Raw genomic sequence first — 15,876 nt, forward strand, 5'->3', positions numbered from 1 at the left:
ACTTTGCCCACTAAATCTCTTTGAAAATATCCAAATATCCCGCAAACAGTGGTATTTTCGTCCTACATTCAGACTGCAGGCTCATCCTGTGCGCCGCTTGACCACATGTTTGCCCACAGACAGCGAAAACCGGCCCACCAGGGATAGCATCCCCTGATGGGCCGGTAATTTTGACTCAACTGGCCTCTCGACTCCAGCGTGTTCTGGCCTGGAAGGTGGTCATGGTGCGCTCTGGCTGGGTAATAGTTGTATCCTCCTGCACCTCTGCCTTTGCGATGCCCTGGTCGATCTTCACCGCTGCCCTTTGGCGCATCTCGTCGGTGACATGGGAGTAGGTGTTTAGGGTGGTTGCGCTGGATACATGGCCCAGGATGGTGGACAGCGTCTTGATATCCATCCCGCGGGCCAGGGCGTTGGTTGCGAAAGTGTGGCGCAGATCGTGAAAGCGAACTTGCTCACATCCCGCATGTTTCAGCAGTGTGTGAAGCCGCCGGCTGACTGCCGAGGGGATAATCGGCAGATCGTCCTTCTTGGGCGAGGGGAATAACCATCGGGAGTTCATTCTGGTCTTGTATTCTGCCAGTACCTTCCTGACAGATGGGGGCAGGATCAGAGTGCGGACAGCCGCCTTGGTTTTCGGCTCACTGATTACCAATTTCGAACCAACGAGGTTTACCTGTTTGTTAATCCTCAATTCCCCGGAGACCAGATCCACATCATCCCACTGGAGAGCCATCAGTTCTCCCAGTCGCAGACCAGTGGCAAATTCCAGAAGGAAAAGTTCGTAGTAATTCTCTTCCTTGGCCTGGATCAGCACCTTCTGCATATCCTCTCGGGAGAGAACCTTCATCTCATTTGGCCTGTTTGGAGGCAGCTTGCAACCCTTTGCTGGGTTGCGGACAATCAACTTTTCTGTCACTGCTTTTTCCAATACCCGATCACATAGACTGTAGCAGTTTATCACCTGACTGTCCGAAAGACCACCATCTCCGTTTTTCTGATCCAAACGGGCCTCTGTCATCATCCAGGTACACATCTGCTGAATGTCATTGATAGTCACTTTGTTCAGCGGGATGTTTCCCAGCCTGGGGTGAAGGTATAAACGGATATACCCTTCGTAGGTCCTCTGGGTGGCAGGTCTGGCATTGGGTTTGCAATAGGTTTCATACCAATAATCCAGCCACTCTCCAAATGGCATATCTGCCTTGAGTTTTACAGGTGTGTTCGGGGTGATGGTACTCTTCAGCGCCTTTAATTTCTCTATGCACTCGCCTTTGGTCTTGGCCAACACATTCTTCGTCTTGGGGAGGCCATTCTCATCATACCCAATGACGATCCGTCCCTCCCAGCGGCCATCCTTTCTCAGCCGGACGGTGCCTTCGCCGTTTTTCCGCTTTCTTCCCATGGCTTCAACTCCTCTCCGAAGATGTCAATGAGAAATTCTTCTACGATCTCAGCTGCCCGTTTTTGCATATCTCCTGTGGTGTGAGTGTATGTGTCCAGTGTGAACGCGGCCCGTGTGTGTCCCAGGATGCCGGACAGAGTTTTGACATCCACTCCTGATGTCAGGGCATGAGTAGCGAAAGTATGCCTGAGATCATGAAAGCGAAGATCAGGAAGCCCTGCCTCTTTCAGAAGGATCTTCATCCGTTCATAGGCGGCACTCGGGCGGGTTGGCTGCTCCGGCTTCCATGGATGGGGGAAGATCCATTCTGTCAGAGCAGTCTTTTTCCTTTCTCGGAGTAGATCTGCGGTACTGGGTGACAGATGGATGGTACGGGTTCCCGCAGCAGTCTTGGTATCCCAGGCGGTCAGCTTGCCGCCCTTTTCCTCATGGATTGTGCGGCGGACTTTCAGTGTACTGTGGGCCTCGTCAAAGTCTTCCCATTTTAGCCCGCAGATTTCACCACGGCGCAGGCCTGTAGTCAGTTCCGCGTAGAAGAAATCACACCAGACACTGTCCCTCTGAATGGTTTCCATGAATTTTTCCAGTTGTTCATCTGTCAGCACCTTTTTGCTTTTGTAGTTGAATTTGGGTGCGTCAATATCCTCTGTAGGATTTCGTGGAATGAGGCTGGCCTGCTGTGCGGCATCCATTGCCTCATGGAACATTGCGTGAATCCCACGGACAGTACCGCTGGCCAGCCCCTCTCCCGTGTTTCGGTTTCCCTGTCGAACCAGCGTATCATACAATTTTTGAATATCTTTTCCGGTTATCTGAGAGATTGGTTTGTCTCCCATATAGGGGACAATGTGATTACGCACTGTGCCTTCATATCGACTCAAGGTTGAGGGACGGATAGTAGGAGCTATATTCTTTAACCATTGTTCCAGCCACTGTCCCAGTGTCATCCGGCTCTCCTCAGTCAACTCGACACCTTGATACGCCTCGATGCTCTGCCGAAGCTTTGCCGTCAGTTCCTTTTGGGTATCAGCGTAGATGTAGCGGAAGATGGGATCACCGTTTTCCTTGTGACCCACCACGATGCGCCCTTCCCAGCGTCCATCTTTCCGCTTGCGGACCATGCCATCACCTGACGGTCGTCTTTTTGCCATGCCATTTCACCCCCAAGGCCTTATTTTTGTTTTGCGGCGCAACTTTTGCGTTCTTACCCCACAGGTGGAAACTTGTGAGGCTCAGCCACCCGCTGGTAGAGCACGGCGCCGCAGCGTCGGCAGATCAGATACCGTAGCCGGTTGTCAAGCAGGCCATGCCTTTTGAAAGTGACCAGCGTCTCGCCATGCTGCCAGCTAAGGCCAATGTCCTCGCAACCACAGTACTGGCACCGCTGGACCGGAAGTCGATTCATCATCTTATTCAATCCTCCTGTTCTATCCCGTGGCATACACGCTTTGTTTCCTCCTCATCGAAGGAGTACAGGCCGTCTGCCTCCAGTTCCTTGCTCAGTCCCCAGGCCAGTTTGAACCCGGCTGTGAAGCTGGCCAGTGAGGTCTCCTCCCGCAGCAGGTTTTGGGTGTCCACCAGATGCATGAGCCTGCGCCGCTGAAGCTTGTCCAGGCAGTCCCGCACCTCCTGCCGAGTGTTCTCAATATCTTCTTCTAACTCACTGAAGTCCGGCTCCCGGTAGAACCGCTGGTGCAGGGCTCTCATGTAGTCGTTCATGGTGCGTCGCCTCCTTTTCAGCAACACACAATACCGAAATACAGAGAGAATAGCCAGGGCTTTTGACCACAATTATCAGATTGTTAATCCAAGAAGCCGCCTCTATTGCCTGACAATTCAGGACTTTCCAGAGTATTCCCCGCCGATTTACACCACATTTACACCAAAACCAACCACATGGAGCCCTGACAAAAACCCCCGGGTCTGGCCGGCTGGACCGGCTGGACCCGGGGGGTTCTTTGCTTCGTATGGAGGTTTTGGTTTTTCGCCCGCAAGGGGAAAACGAGGCGGTCAGTCCTTCCGCTGGTTGAGGCGGGACGGCAGAAATGTCCTGATCCTTTTACAGCCCCTGTATCAAACGAGTTTCATATATTTTTATTTACCTATTGACATATATCCGAAAACGGATATAATATATATGAAATCGGATATTAAGGAGGCCGTGATGGGCTACGAGAAAGCAAGAATGTATGCCTATTTATCTGCGGAAATCACTTCACTATACCATGAAGCAGCTGTAAAGATGGGCATTTCTGATACTGTTTTGAATATTCTGTATGTGCTTTGCGAACGGGATGGACAGTGTCTCCAGAGCGACATATTCAGATTGACAGGTATCAGTCGGCAAACAATCAATTCGGCAATTCGGAAATTAGAGAAAGATGGGCTTGCCTATCTGGAACGGGGAGAAGGCCGGAATACAATGGTTTATTTGACCGAAAAAGGGAAAGATTTTACTTCTGAGAAAATCCTCCCGCTATTTCAAATTGAAGATAAAATATGGGGTGCATGGACAGTCGAGGAACAAGAAAAATATATATTGTTCTCACAAACATACCGGGACTCGTTGAAAAAGTACCTGCGTGAAGATTTGTAGTCCGTCTTGCCCCACACGACAAGGAGCAGATATGAACAGGGAGAACAAACGAAAACAGTATGAAAAAGGATACTATAAAACACATGGGTGTAACGATAGTTTTACTTGTAAAGTATGTGGTAGATTAGTTGTACCTGTCGGCGCAGGGAGCGACCATCGTAATCATTGCCCAAACTGTCTTTGCAGTTTGCATTTGGACATTGAACCCGGAGATCGGGAGGCAGACTGCGGCGGAATTATGGACCCTGTGGGCGTATGGGTCAGGAAAAATGGAGAATGGGCAATTATCCACCGTTGCAGAAGATGTGGACACCTAAGTTCAAATCGTGTAGCAGCAGACGATAATCCGATGAAGTTAATGTCTATTGCGATGAAACCTCTTTCTCAACCACCATTTCCATTAGAAAAGATCGAGGAAATGACCGCCCTCATGGGTGGGGATGGACAATTATCTTACGGATGAAATTGGACGACATCTTATAATTAAAAAGCAAGCAAAATCAATAGAATTGTCAAGAGAGCACAGCACCCACGGCAGAAAATATGCCGTGGGTGCTGATAATTTTTTCGGGATTTGTATATTGTAAGACAGACCCAAATTGGCAAAGAGAAACCAGGTAACAAAAACAGGGCGGTTCTTCATCGCAAGACACATCAGGCCCACATCAACAGCAGGCGCGGCACCATGCCGTATCAATCTCAGGGATCAGAAAAGGAGGCCAGGCAGACAACAGGTTTTTCAAGCGCAGGTGTGACGACAACAGGGAGATCCACCACACGGCAGCCAGCCGTGGAGGGCCAGAGAACCCCAGGGCAACGAGGGTCAAGCGGTTTCCAACTGGAAACCGCTGACGGTGGGGGCGATACACTCCCAAAGCCGTTTCTGTGTCCCGTTTTCTCCCGGCCTCCAGCCGGGAAAAACGGGCACGGAAACGGAACCATGATGGAAGCGCAACCATCTGAAAAAATGCGCTTGTCTCAACACCTTGCGTTTTGGATTTGCGCTGAAAAATCCATTTTTATCATCGGAGGAGCGGCAAGTAAACGGGCGGGCATAAAATGCACGCACGGTTATTTGTCATGCGCAAAAGGAGGAACCTGCCGTGAAAAAACTAAAAGGGGCGGCAAAGCGGATCTTGGGCGGCTTGCAGAACCGGCTGTCCAAGCTGGCCCGTTTCGGTCAGAGCAAGCACGAAGCGAAACAGGCGGCGAGAGCTGCCTACTTAAAAGAGCATGGAAATCTGGATGGGTACAATCCCGCCAGGGTGGATGGGATTTTCAGTATCGGCACCATGGAGACCTACCGGGCCGCCATGCAGCCCTTTGCGGAGTGGTGTTCCGCCCACAACATGAAGAACGCCGGACAGATTACCGAGGCACACGCCGCTGCCTACCTGTTGGAGCGGGAAGCGGCGGGGATGTCCCCCTGGACGGTGAGCCGGGATTTATCCGCCATCAACAAGGCAATGGGCTTTTCTCTCAGCAAAGGGGAAGTGGGTCTGCGCCAGCGTAAGAAGTCAGAGATCACCCGCAGCCGGGAGGAAACGGCCAACGACAGGCGGCGGTTTTCCAAGTACCAGGAGCAGATCACCGTTGCAAAAGCCTGTGGGTGCCGCCGTGCTTCCATCACCAGGATCACCCCCAACGACTGTGTGCGCAACAGCCGGGGCCAGGTGGTCGGGATCAGGCTGGTGGAAAAGGGCGGTAAGGAGCGTATAGCGCCCGTTCTCAACGAGTATAAGGACCGGGTGACCTCCATCGTGGATAAGGCCCAGGAAGCCACCAGGCCCCTGTTTACGGCCTATGACAGCCACATCGACAACCACCGTTTCCGGGCCGAGTACTGCGCCGCCCTGCTCCGTCAGCTGGAACAGGAGCAGGCCCGGGGGAAGCCCTGGTTCGGCGGTGATCTCAGTCCTCAGAACTACATCCATCTTAGTGGGCGGGACAAGTACTGCGGGGACACCTACCGGGGACACCCCACCCAGGTGGTCGCCGCCGTCAGCGGGGCCATGGGACACAACCGGCTGGAGATCGTCTTTTCGCACTACAACTACACGGAATAGCCGTCCCCTGATAGTCTGGAAAACACTTGCCTATGATAAGCCACCTGAGTTTTCGGGAATTTTCGGAAAGGTGGTGTTTTCCATGCTGTCGGTTCCCATTTGGGAAAAGGCAAATCTCACTTTAGAGGAAGCGGCGGCCTACTACGGGATCGGGATCAACAAGCTCCGGGCCCTGACAGATACAGATCACTGCCCTTATGTGCTGTGGGTGGGCAGCAAGCGGCTCATCAAGCGCAAGGCATTCGAGAAGTACCTGGAAAGTCTGTATTCTGTTTAACTGTAGTGGCAATTGGGGCCCTGATATGGTATAATACCCCTGTCAGGGCTCCTTTTGAAAAGGAGCGATTAGAATGGCTGAAAGGAGAAAAGACAGCAAAAACCGTGTCCTGCGGGCTGGAGAGAGCCAGCGCAAGGACGGCACCTATATGTACCGCTACACCGATGTAACAGGCAAGCGTGTCTGCGTCTACGCCCGCACCCTGGAGGATCTGCGGGTCAAGGAGCAGACGATCCAGAAGGAGCTCAACGACGGGATCGACTACGCCGCCGGAAAAGCCACGGTCATTGACCTTGTGGAGCGATATGTCAGCTTGAAGCAGGGGGCCCGTTACAGCACAAAAGTCCTCTATGACTACATTCTCGGCATTCTGAGAAACGAGGATTTCGGGTATCGGCAGATCCGGGAGACCAAGCAGTCCGATGTACAGGCGTGGGTGATCAAACTGCACCAGGATGGTAGATCCTATGGTACCATCCGGAGCATTCGCAGTGTCCTCCGGCCCGCTTTCAAGATGGCCTACAACGAGGATGTGATCCGCCGGAACCCCTTTGATTTCAACCTGTCTGATGTGATCCCCAACGACACGAAAAAGCGAGCGGCCCTCTCAGAGGACACACGGGAGGCATGGATGGAGTTCATCAGGACGGACGAGGTCTATCAGAAGTACTATGACGAGTTTGTGGTGCTGCTGGGGACGGGACTCCGGGTCAGCGAGTTCTGCGGATTGACGAGGAACGATCTGGATTTTGAAAATCGCCGGATCAGGGTGGAACACCAGCTTTGCCGCCAGCGGGACGGCACCTATTACATCGGCAAGCCCAAGACGGCCAGCGGAGAGCGGTATATCCCTATGACGGACGAGGTGTACCAGAGCTTGAAGAACATGATCGCCAACCGTCCGAAGGTCAAGGTGGAGCGGATCGTGGATGGGTACAGCGGTTTCCTGATGTTGGACAAGAACGGAAATCCAAAGGTAGCCCAGCATATCGAAAACGAAATCCGGGGAGCGGTGAAACGGTATCAAAAACTGCACCCGGACAGCACACTCCCTCCCATTTCGCCCCATGTATACCGCCACACCTTCTGCACGGAACTTGCCGCCGCTGGGATCGAGGCAAAGTCACTGCAGTATCTGATGGGACACGCAACGATCTCCACCACGCTGGACACCTACACCCACATCAATTACGAGTGTGCCGCCGAGCAGATGGCGCAGGCTGTCAGCCGGGAAAAGTCCCCCGAAAAAGGTCTTGCGTAGCCGGAACCATACACCGGATTTACACCAGATTGGTGTAAATCTGCGTAGAATGGTGTAGAGTTGCAGAGGGGAAGAAAAACGACAAAATCAGAAAAGTTCTGAATATCGGTAAAATCAGAGGGAACAAGCACAATTTCAAGCGAGTTTTGTGCTTGCGACGATGAGAGGGATCAACTTAATATATCAGATTGTTATCAATTTTTCCGGACTATTTCTGCGCGGCCCTTATCATTGTTAACACTGTGCTATTTTTGCTTACCATCCGCCCATGGTCATGCCGTCTATAGTCTGCTCTTCCTCATAGTCATCTAGCTTGTGGCCCATAGCAATCTTCTTTTCCTGGATCTTTCACTCAGCGTCTTCCTCCCAGGCCTCGCGCACATGCTGCTCCAACGAGATACAGCCATTGGTTTTCCGCACATTTCGAACGCTCTCCGCCCGCCGCTGGCGCAGATCCTCGCCGTTGAACTGGCATTCGTTGACGAGGACATAGGCCACCATTTTCTGCTCTACCGCCTGCCAAAAGGCGGTGATGCTCCGGCTCCCATCCTCCTGTTACCGGCGCTCCAGAATGGCCTTTTTCTCCGGCGACAGGTAGAGGGGGAATTTCTTTTTTTGCTCATAACGGCTCCTTTCCAAGGTTTGACCCCTGTTTTTTTCTTGTGGGAGTAAGCATTGGGGAATAACGACCGCAGGATTTCATTTTCTCTCTGATTTTGACCCCATTTCCAACGCCCACGGAAGCTCTTGAAACTGCCCGCACTGCGGGCAGTTGTGACCGGCAAAAGGCGTCGCGGACGACGCCTTGCCTTTATCCTGCTTTTTCTTTCGTCCCCGCTTTTTCTTTCGTCCCCGGGAGCACCTCTGAAAGCGGGCCAAATCCGCTCTAAAAGCCCCTGGTGGAGCAGGGACTATGCCCTGCCCCAAAGGAGGGCACACAGCCCCTCACAGTGGGACACACGGGGCGTTCTCCGCGTTCCATCCCAAGCGTTTCTGCGTCTGATCCCGTTTCTGCTGTTCCTCCAGTCGAAGCATCTGCTGCTGGTAGCAATGATCCATCGCCATTTGAATAGGCAGAATGGTGTACTGGTTGTTGCCGTTCCACTTCATGCCGTGGTCATCAATATAGTTGGTGTTCTCAACAGCGATAAGCCGCTGATCCTCCAGCTTTGTGATGTGCTTCATTACCGTGGCCGCTGAGAGATGTACTGCCGCGGCAATCGTGCGGCAGCTGGGATGGCACTGATGAGTTCTGCGATTTTCGCAATAGAGCAGGTAGGCGTAGACCGTCATCGCTCCGTGACCGATGTTCAAGAAAAACAACTCATTGGGCAGAGAGAAAAAGTTCTTGCCGTTGCTTTTAAGTATCGGAACCATGTGCTGATCCAGTAGACCGCGACGGTTGAGTTCGGCAATCTGCTTCACAGCCATGTCTTTGCTCATGTGCAGTTGGGATGCGATTTCATCCGCACTGGGTGAGGCATTTTTGTTGCAGTGGACATGTAGATAGCAGAGATAGGCGAGGATGGCAAATCCCTGCGGCTTTAGTTCACACTTCCAGATATCATTTGGAAGTGTGAAGCGACTTCGCTTCGGATTACGCTGATTGGAAAGCAAATTCATTTGTGCACACCTCCCTCTGTATGATTCACCACCCATTGGATGAACTGCTCCTTGGGTACCACCATGCGGTTGCCGACACGCAGCACCGGAAAGTCCGGTTCGTGCATGAGCTCGTAAGCGCTGGATGGTGACACACCCAGTACCTTTGCCACCAGTTCCGAATTAAGAAACAGCGGCAGTTCGTTGTAGCTTTTGTAATTGGATTCTTTCATGTTGACCATCTCCTTCTCGAAACTCTCTCTACTTCTTTAGCCAAGAACATTTGCATGTGACATAGATTTGGCATAATGTTTGGATGGTGTCCGAGTTACCTCTCTACTTGTATTGGGGGAATCATATCCTATTGACATACATTTGACAGAAAAACGGAGCATCTGCTTTGCCGCAGGCGCTCCGCTTGATGTTCCGGTAATTCACTTTTGTCTTGACTTTGGCAGTCGGTATGTTCTTTCTGCCTTATTTCTCTCCTCCAGAAGCTGGGCAAAGCAAGAGAAGAACTCCTTTATAACACGCAGCCCCCATCAATCCCACCAGAAATACCAGACCGTGGACTGCCGCAACACATCGGCCAGAGCGCCCACGGTGGCTTCCTCCGGACCCTGGTCGATCACATCGGGGCAGAAACCGTATTGCTCCACCGCTACATCCATGGCCTTCTCCTGGGAAACAGGAGTCGGGAGCAGGAACTCCAGTTCATCGTGGGTCATAGCTGCGGGCACCGCGCCATATTGCTCAAACCAGTATTTCGCCACTGCCATCAGCGACTGCGTGTCAGGACATTCATTCCAGTCGCCAAAGGGCAGATAGGCAAAGACCTCCCAAGGATTCTTCACTGGGATTTTAGCCAGAATGAGAGGATAAGTCATTTTGCTATCGGAATTCCAGTAGCTTGAAAAACGACGGTTATCATATCCGCCCACCATCTCGCCCAGGATATCCTCATCCCAGTCCATATCGTCATCCTCGGCTTCTTCTTTGCGCCGCCCTATCATTTCCTCCAGAACCATCTTTCCATCCTTGAGAAAAGTGGCAAGCATCTTTTTGCGATATTCCGCTACCTTGTCCGGATCAAAGGCATAATCGTCCTCGCCATCGCTGTCCGGGTCGGAATTCATAATCAGGCATTCCCACAAGATTTCGTCATCCGCCTTAATCAGAACTGGCACAAAGCCCTCTTTGACACTTTCTCGTTTGGAATAGTTATATGCCGACATGATGGGATCATCGTCCGCCATCGCGGGGAAATAGGTACATTCACAGTTCAGATATTCCATCATGGCCTTCGCAAGCTCCGAAGGCTCCAGAGTATCGTGATCGAAATCTTGTCCCTGCCAGTTGGCAAAGCGTTTATCAATCACTTTTGCCATAGCCTGATAATACTCCTCATCAAAGGGAATGAACAGATAGGCTTCCTCCTGGAACTTGTCGGAGTAATATTGCTCCGAGCCGAAATATGCCAAGGCATAATCGTCAATGTCGCTGGGGAAGTAAGGGCTGTCCGCCTCCCCATAGTAGTAGGAGGCAAAGGCCGCGCCCTCCTTGTTGAACAGTGCCCCAAAAAGCTGCCCGTTCAGCTGGTCCCGGATAAAGCCACGCAGATCGGCGCGGCTCAGATCCGCCATAAATGGCTGCACCTGCTCCCAGTACCGCTCCATAAATTCCACGCTCATCAGGTCATGCTCCATGCACCAGCGCAGATAGATTGCCATGTGGTTGTAGGCATTGATCTCATCCACCGGCAGTCCCTTTTCCCGAATGGATTCCAGGTGCCAGGCGGCATCGTCCATATCGCCGGTGAAATCCTCCTCCGCAAGCGTTCCTCTGGTAATGGCATTCTGGCGGGTGGGATTGACCACAAAGCTGATACCTGCCATCTTTTCCAGCAGAGCGTCCGCATCATGCTCCAGTTTATACTTCAATTCGTTCCGATAGAGAGGAATTATCTGATAGAAGTTGACCTCCTCGCCGCTGGGCAAAGTGCAGACCTCGCCTCCGTTCCAGACAACATCCTGCGGGCCCACCAGAAGTGCGCCGCAGAGCGTCGTGTTCTCCGCAAACGGCGACTGCTTGTCCATCGTGTGACCAAAGCCCAGCCAGGTATCACCGGAAATAGGCAAGCGGGCCAGCACTTTCAAGAGGCCAATGGGCCAGTACCACCGCTCATCCTTCAGGGATTCCTCATCCAGTTTCCAGTCCGGCGGCAGAGCAATGGCCAGCTCCGCCCGCTCCAGCTTGTATTCCGCCAGTTCCTCCGGTACATTCATCCGGTGGGCGCCCATGCCCATCGTCACCAGCGTGTAGTAGTCTCGCTTCTCAGAAGGCGGAACAACGCAGATGTCCACATGGATGTCGGGGGAAACCAGTTCATGAAACACATTTTCAAACTCACCAAAGATGTTTTTGATGTGCTCCTCGATTGCGGACATCTCATCCTCTGTATAAACCTCCGGTCCCCTGCTATCCGTCGAGGACCAGACGGCATCCGCCTTTGTACCGTCTGGATTCAGAAAAATCTGAAAATACTGATCGTCTCCCGGCTGTTGATAGACAAGACCAATGCGGCGGGTCTGGTCCACAAGCACTGCTATCAGGATGCCCTCTGGTTCTCCTTCGGGGGTGTGGTTCAGCCATTCCCCGCTGTCCAGCCGTTCCTTAAGTTGCCGCAGCCAGTCCGTTCCCATCTTGGAAAGTCCGGCCTCGTTCATGCGGAAGGAGAGCTCCACCAAGTGTTCCTTCACCGGGTATCGGAATTCACAGCAGGGGGCATTTTTCTCATAGCCATACCGCTCCGGGCAGAACAACTCATAAAATTCGGCAAATCCCGCTTCGTCCACTCGAATACAGGCCAAGGCGCGCTGTTTATCATCCACATCCTCACCCAGCCCCTGCTGGAGCAGTTGGTCGGCATTGGGGTTGATCCAATGGTACTCCATCTGTTCCAGGGTTGCTCCGGCTTTAATCTCCTCCTGCAAGGTCAAGAACTCATAATCGCCCGGCTCCAGTTTTAATCCCTGCTCGACGGCAACCAGCGCGCCGGCTTGATCGCCAAAATGCGCCCGCAGCTTGCCCACCTGCAACCAGATCCAGGGGTAGTCCGGTTCCTCCTGAGCGCCCTTTTCCGCGTAGCTGCGCGCTTCTTCCAGTCTGCCGCAGTACATCAGTGCCACGGAATAGCGGTAGTACCAGGTAGCGCAGCCTGCGGCGTTCTTCTCCGAATTCTTCATCCACTCTGCCGCCTGGTAATAATGGATATAGTCATCCAGGTTGTTGCAGGCGAAGGCGTACCAGAGCGCAATCTGCAAATCCTGATGGGCCTGCTTTTCGCTGAATCTTCCTTCTTCTACGCCGCTTTTGATAAAATCCTCCAGCCAGCGGAGCATTTTCCCAAAGTAGCCGGAAACGCCTTCATCAAAGGATTCCAGCGTTTTGATATCCTCTGCCGAGAGCAGGGAGCCGGTTTCCTCATGAATATCAGGCTCCGGTTCGTTCTCATCCAGCAGCGGCACACCGCCCACATCCCGCCGGAATGCGTGGAAGTGGGCATAGGGCAAGCCGCTTCCTTCAAAAAACGCCTGTGCCGCAGTCAGTACAGCGGGCAAATCCCAGGCAATGAAATCCAGGTACCCGCAATACAAGCCAGTGGCCCCGCCCAGGAAGGTCACTGCTTCCGCTCCCGCATCCCGCAGGATGGCATCCCGCAGGTCATCCCGGAAGTCCAGAATGGCGTTGCTCCGCTCCTCGCCGGTAAAGCCTTCTAATGGGTAGCAGAGGAACCCCACCGCAATGCCGTCCTTGTGGTATTCGTCCACCGCATCACTGCGGGCAGACATGTAGTCGTTGATGATTACCGGGAGACGGCAGGTGCCGGTATAGACATCCAGTCGCCAGTCGGCCTCCGGGTCTTCTACCGGTTCCAGTTCATAGGCAAGGTAGCTGTTTTCCAGGTAGTCACTGCCGTCCCGCCAGAGGGAGAGTCCCATGCTTTGCAGCAGTTCCGGCAGCTGGGAGAGGAGCATAGCCGGTTCCTCTTTCGGCTGAGCATAAACATCAAACCCGGCAACAAAAGCGATAGCGGAAACTTCTCCAATGGTTTGGTCCACCAGCATAGAGAGCGCCCACCAGACCTTGTCTGTGTTCTCTTTTAAGATTGGCGTCAGCTTTTCACAGCAAAGGATCAGGCTCAATCGCTGATCCTCTGTTTTCTCCGCCCACACTTGCACATCCTCGGCCCGAATTTCCATGTCTCCGGCCCGAAGCATAAAGTCCTTGGAAGGCTGGCGTCCCACCCAGATATTCCAATGCTCAAGTACCGATTCCGGGGCCTGCTTCTGGAAGTACACGAGCGGAAACAGGCGGGAGCGAAGACCCTCTGGACTGAGGATCAATTCATACTTTTCGCCATTGAAGCCCAGCTCAAAGGAAGTATCACGCAGGGCCGTTTTGAGTGCATTCCCGCATTTTTCAATCAGTTCTTCGCCGCGCTGGTGCGTTTCGTCCGTATCCATGATTTGACGCAGCGACCCCTCGATCTGAGTAAAGGCTGCCCACGCTTCCCGCGTCCTTTCCCGAAAGTTCTTTTCAAACCGGGGCAGGGACAAACGACGGCGGCAATCGTCTATGTACTCCTGGGTATCTTTATCTCCAGGGCGGGCTTCCAGTGCCCTTTCAAAGTGACGCAGGGCAGGGCCTTCCTCATCCAGAAAATAATAAGCGGAAGCAATCCGATAATTCCAGCAGTGATCGTCCGCAAAATACTCCTCGTGGGGAGCCAGAAGTTCCAACGCCTTTTCAAAAGGCTCCCGTTCTCCTATATCTGCAACAGCAATATATGCCTTAGCTAATTCGCTGTCCAGTTCCGGGGTGCGCTCCTCGGCAGGGATGGCTTCCAGGGTGTCGATTACCTTCTGCGCTTCATCCTGTTCAAACCATTGCTGGCATTGTTTCAATAAATCCATATCATGATCTCCTTTTCCATCTTCGGTATGGATAGGTTTCTCTAATAAGCAGAGCTTGTAATTTCAAAGCTAAAATTCATATCTGAATTTATGGTGGCTTCTTCATTTGTGGCTGGTTGTATCACAAACTCAAATGTAGGTTCATAGTCCCCGTCCTGCAAGGTTTCTCCACCCAAAATCTCGATATGATACCAGCCATTTGCAAGCTCAATCATCGGCTTCTTATGCACTCTATAGTAAGAAATCAGATCATTCACCTTTTCAGGCGTAAACTGTTCCAATATTGGCCATGTAAAAAGCATCAGCATATTATGATCTACTTTGAGGGAATAGCCACTTTTTCTAAGCTGCAATCGGTTTCTTTCTTTACGCAGCTCCGGTCTATCACCAGAGAGATTGAACAATATGGTATAGGGATAGTTTTCAATACCGGTCATTGGGATTACAATTCCTTCGGAAAATACCCTGTCGCCGCTTTCGTTTGTGGTAAACTCCATCGCTAAATCATCTGAAAGATGATTTGCCTGCTTCCAGTTCTCCAGCAACAAAATGTCACCAAGGAGAAAATAATTAACAAGATCGTTTAATACTTCCGTAAACCTATATATCATCCATTATGCCTCCCTTACAATCCTATCCGCTGCCAGCCGTTCAGCCGCTCCTGCACCGCGTCAATCGTCTGGTAATATCACCTCTCATCTCCGGGCGATACCATTCTCCACCCGGATGTCTGCACCCGGATAACAGGACGGAAAAAGTCATAGTCATTGTGAATCTCGTTATCTTCCCGAACCTCCGGTTTACAGTGAGGTGAACAGGGTAAATATCCAAGCAAAGGACCCATGCCACCGCAGATATTACAGCCGCCGTCGCCGCCGCAGGTGGTCAATGTTTTCCCATCTACCAGCTCCCGCTTATAGGGGTCGTAGGCAATAGACAGGCCAAAGAAGTTGGGCTGTTCCATGTCGTATGGCTTGCCCCGATCTTCCTCGCTTTCAAAGTGGTGCAGATGCATGGAGTAGTCCAGTCCATCCCCCCATGGAAACAGGGTACGGCATCCGCCTCCGCACAGATAGGCCCACTCATCCGGCGTGGGAAGGCTGGCTGCCAGCTCCCACAACAGGGACCGCTGAAACTCCGGGTAGGTCATTGGATGGCACAGCCACGCTCGCCAGCTATCACCATTGCGTTCAAAGCGGACAGTTCCGTGTATTTCAAAGCTCTGGCTGTTCTGGCCCGCCCACTTCTGCAAGTTCTCCAGCCAGTCGGGGTGGGCGGTGATGCGTGGATCGTTCATGGGTACGCTTTCCCAGCCAATTTCCTCCAGTTTTCTGCCCACGAACATGGGGGCGATGGTCACCTGGCGTACTGGGGTCATGCCCTGACTGAGAAATTCCTCCGCAGAGCCCTCATATTCGATTTCCGCAAAAATATCCGCCAGTTCCTCTTGGTTGGCCTTGTCCATTCCTTGGACAAAGCTTTCCCAGCCAAGAATCACGGTATCGCCTGGGACAAAGACAAACTCCCGGCCACCTTTTTCAAATAGGCCGGTGGTGCAGCTTTGTCCCCAGCGGGAAAAGGCGTATAGTTCTTTGAATGTCAAATGATAACGAGTCGCCAGCGTCTGCATCAGCCAGAGCTTATCGGACAGTTTCAAGGTGTCAAATTGTGGACGAAATAGTTTTTCGTTCAT

The 15,876-nt window shown here is 52.4% G+C and carries 15 protein-coding genes; 5 read left to right on the forward strand and 10 right to left on the reverse strand.

The features are described from left to right. Positions 1–175: 175 nt before the first annotated feature. Genes I2C21_RS09585 through I2C21_RS09600 form a run of 4 tightly spaced genes read right to left on the reverse strand, consistent with a single transcriptional unit; the run spans position 176 to position 3,124 of the window. Entirely contained in the window at positions 176–1,405 is a 1,230-nt protein-coding gene (locus I2C21_RS09585) for a tyrosine-type recombinase/integrase (protein ID WP_195279148.1), read from the reverse strand. After that, entirely contained in the window at positions 1,363–2,556 is a 1,194-nt protein-coding gene (locus tag I2C21_RS09590; protein ID WP_193538997.1) for a tyrosine-type recombinase/integrase, read from the reverse strand. Before I2C21_RS09590 ends, I2C21_RS09585 begins: the two co-directional genes overlap by 43 nt. A gap of 53 nt (positions 2,557–2,609) precedes the next feature. After that, a complete protein-coding gene (locus I2C21_RS09595) occupies positions 2,610–2,813 on the reverse strand; it encodes a hypothetical protein (protein WP_193538995.1) in 204 nt (67 codons plus the stop codon). A gap of 5 nt (positions 2,814–2,818) precedes the next feature. Continuing rightward, positions 2,819–3,124 (reverse strand): hypothetical protein, encoded by a 306-nt coding sequence (locus tag I2C21_RS09600; RefSeq protein ID WP_193538994.1) that lies wholly within the window; start codon positions 3,122–3,124, stop codon positions 2,819–2,821. Between the two features lie 445 nt (positions 3,125–3,569). Here I2C21_RS09600 and I2C21_RS09605 point away from each other — a divergent pair, with 445 nt between their 5' ends. The 5 genes from I2C21_RS09605 to I2C21_RS09625 all read left to right on the forward strand — a co-directional run bounded on the left by I2C21_RS09605 (position 3,570) and on the right by I2C21_RS09625 (position 7,605). After that, positions 3,570–4,001 (forward strand): MarR family winged helix-turn-helix transcriptional regulator, encoded by a 432-nt coding sequence (locus tag I2C21_RS09605; RefSeq protein ID WP_195279149.1) that lies wholly within the window; start codon positions 3,570–3,572, stop codon positions 3,999–4,001. A 31-nt stretch (positions 4,002–4,032) separates the two neighbouring features. Then, positions 4,033–4,464, forward strand: a complete 432-nt coding sequence (locus I2C21_RS09610; protein ID WP_087389153.1) for an RNHCP domain-containing protein — start codon at positions 4,033–4,035, stop codon at positions 4,462–4,464. Positions 4,465–5,104: 640 nt separating this feature from the next. Continuing rightward, positions 5,105–6,067 carry a site-specific integrase gene (locus I2C21_RS09615; protein ID WP_195279150.1) on the forward strand — a complete coding sequence of 321 codons (963 nt, stop codon included), beginning with the start codon at positions 5,105–5,107 and terminating at the stop codon, positions 6,065–6,067. Between the two features lie 82 nt (positions 6,068–6,149). Further along, the gene (locus I2C21_RS09620) at positions 6,150–6,344 is read left to right on the forward strand and encodes an excisionase (protein ID WP_195279151.1); all 195 of its coding nucleotides are present in this window, start codon (positions 6,150–6,152) and stop codon (positions 6,342–6,344) included. Between the two features lie 73 nt (positions 6,345–6,417). Further along, positions 6,418–7,605 carry a tyrosine-type recombinase/integrase gene (locus I2C21_RS09625; RefSeq protein WP_195279152.1) on the forward strand — a complete coding sequence of 396 codons (1,188 nt, stop codon included), beginning with the start codon at positions 6,418–6,420 and terminating at the stop codon, positions 7,603–7,605. 348 nt (positions 7,606–7,953) lie between these two features. On the opposite strand, the gene I2C21_RS17585 is transcribed toward I2C21_RS09625, so the two are convergent. From I2C21_RS17585 to I2C21_RS09655, 6 genes are all read right to left on the reverse strand, one after another. Continuing rightward, positions 7,954–8,103 (reverse strand): hypothetical protein, encoded by a 150-nt coding sequence (locus I2C21_RS17585; RefSeq protein WP_286167256.1) that lies wholly within the window; start codon positions 8,101–8,103, stop codon positions 7,954–7,956. A 447-nt stretch (positions 8,104–8,550) separates the two neighbouring features. After that, positions 8,551–9,228 (reverse strand): helix-turn-helix domain-containing protein, encoded by a 678-nt coding sequence (locus I2C21_RS09635; protein ID WP_193538992.1) that lies wholly within the window; start codon positions 9,226–9,228, stop codon positions 8,551–8,553. Continuing rightward, a complete protein-coding gene (locus I2C21_RS09640; RefSeq protein WP_193538990.1) occupies positions 9,225–9,440 on the reverse strand; it encodes a helix-turn-helix transcriptional regulator in 216 nt (71 codons plus the stop codon). The genes I2C21_RS09635 and I2C21_RS09640 overlap by 4 nt, the downstream gene beginning before the upstream one ends. Before the next feature lie 309 nt (positions 9,441–9,749). After that, positions 9,750–14,183, reverse strand: a complete 4,434-nt coding sequence (locus tag I2C21_RS09645; protein ID WP_195279153.1) for a suppressor of fused domain protein — start codon at positions 14,181–14,183, stop codon at positions 9,750–9,752. 41 nt (positions 14,184–14,224) lie between these two features. Then, on the reverse strand, positions 14,225–14,794 hold the full coding sequence (locus tag I2C21_RS09650; protein ID WP_193538986.1) for a hypothetical protein: 570 nt from the start codon (positions 14,792–14,794) through the stop codon (positions 14,225–14,227). 77 nt (positions 14,795–14,871) lie between these two features. Further along, positions 14,872–15,876 carry a hypothetical protein gene (locus I2C21_RS09655; RefSeq protein ID WP_195279154.1) on the reverse strand — a complete coding sequence of 335 codons (1,005 nt, stop codon included), beginning with the start codon at positions 15,874–15,876 and terminating at the stop codon, positions 14,872–14,874.

The sequence above is a fragment of the Clostridium sp. J1101437_171009_A5 genome (assembly GCF_015547905.1).
Classification (GTDB): Bacteria; Bacillota; Clostridia; order Oscillospirales; family Oscillospiraceae; genus Pseudoflavonifractor_A; species Pseudoflavonifractor_A gallinarum.

Excerpts from the sequence above, each read along its gene's own strand:
- I2C21_RS09585 (WP_195279148.1), bottom strand. The coding sequence starts at position 1,405 with ATGGGAAGAAAGCGGAAAAACGGCGAAGGCACCGTCCGGCTGAGAAAG.
- I2C21_RS09590 (WP_193538997.1), bottom strand. The coding sequence starts at position 2,556 with ATGGCAAAAAGACGACCGTCAGGTGATGGCATGGTCCGCAAGCGGAAA.
- I2C21_RS09595 (WP_193538995.1), bottom strand. The coding sequence starts at position 2,813 with ATGATGAATCGACTTCCGGTCCAGCGGTGCCAGTACTGTGGTTGCGAG.
- I2C21_RS09600 (WP_193538994.1), bottom strand. The coding sequence starts at position 3,124 with ATGAACGACTACATGAGAGCCCTGCACCAGCGGTTCTACCGGGAGCCG.
- I2C21_RS09605 (WP_195279149.1), top strand. The coding sequence starts at position 3,570 with ATGGGCTACGAGAAAGCAAGAATGTATGCCTATTTATCTGCGGAAATC.
- I2C21_RS09610 (WP_087389153.1), top strand. The coding sequence starts at position 4,033 with ATGAACAGGGAGAACAAACGAAAACAGTATGAAAAAGGATACTATAAA.
- I2C21_RS09620 (WP_195279151.1), top strand. The coding sequence starts at position 6,150 with ATGCTGTCGGTTCCCATTTGGGAAAAGGCAAATCTCACTTTAGAGGAA.
- I2C21_RS09625 (WP_195279152.1), top strand. The coding sequence starts at position 6,418 with ATGGCTGAAAGGAGAAAAGACAGCAAAAACCGTGTCCTGCGGGCTGGA.
- I2C21_RS09635 (WP_193538992.1), bottom strand. The coding sequence starts at position 9,228 with ATGAATTTGCTTTCCAATCAGCGTAATCCGAAGCGAAGTCGCTTCACA.
- I2C21_RS09640 (WP_193538990.1), bottom strand. The coding sequence starts at position 9,440 with ATGAAAGAATCCAATTACAAAAGCTACAACGAACTGCCGCTGTTTCTT.
- I2C21_RS09645 (WP_195279153.1), bottom strand. The coding sequence starts at position 14,183 with ATGGATTTATTGAAACAATGCCAGCAATGGTTTGAACAGGATGAAGCG.
- I2C21_RS09650 (WP_193538986.1), bottom strand. The coding sequence starts at position 14,794 with ATGATATATAGGTTTACGGAAGTATTAAACGATCTTGTTAATTATTTT.
- I2C21_RS09655 (WP_195279154.1), bottom strand. The coding sequence starts at position 15,876 with ATGAACGAAAAACTATTTCGTCCACAATTTGACACCTTGAAACTGTCC.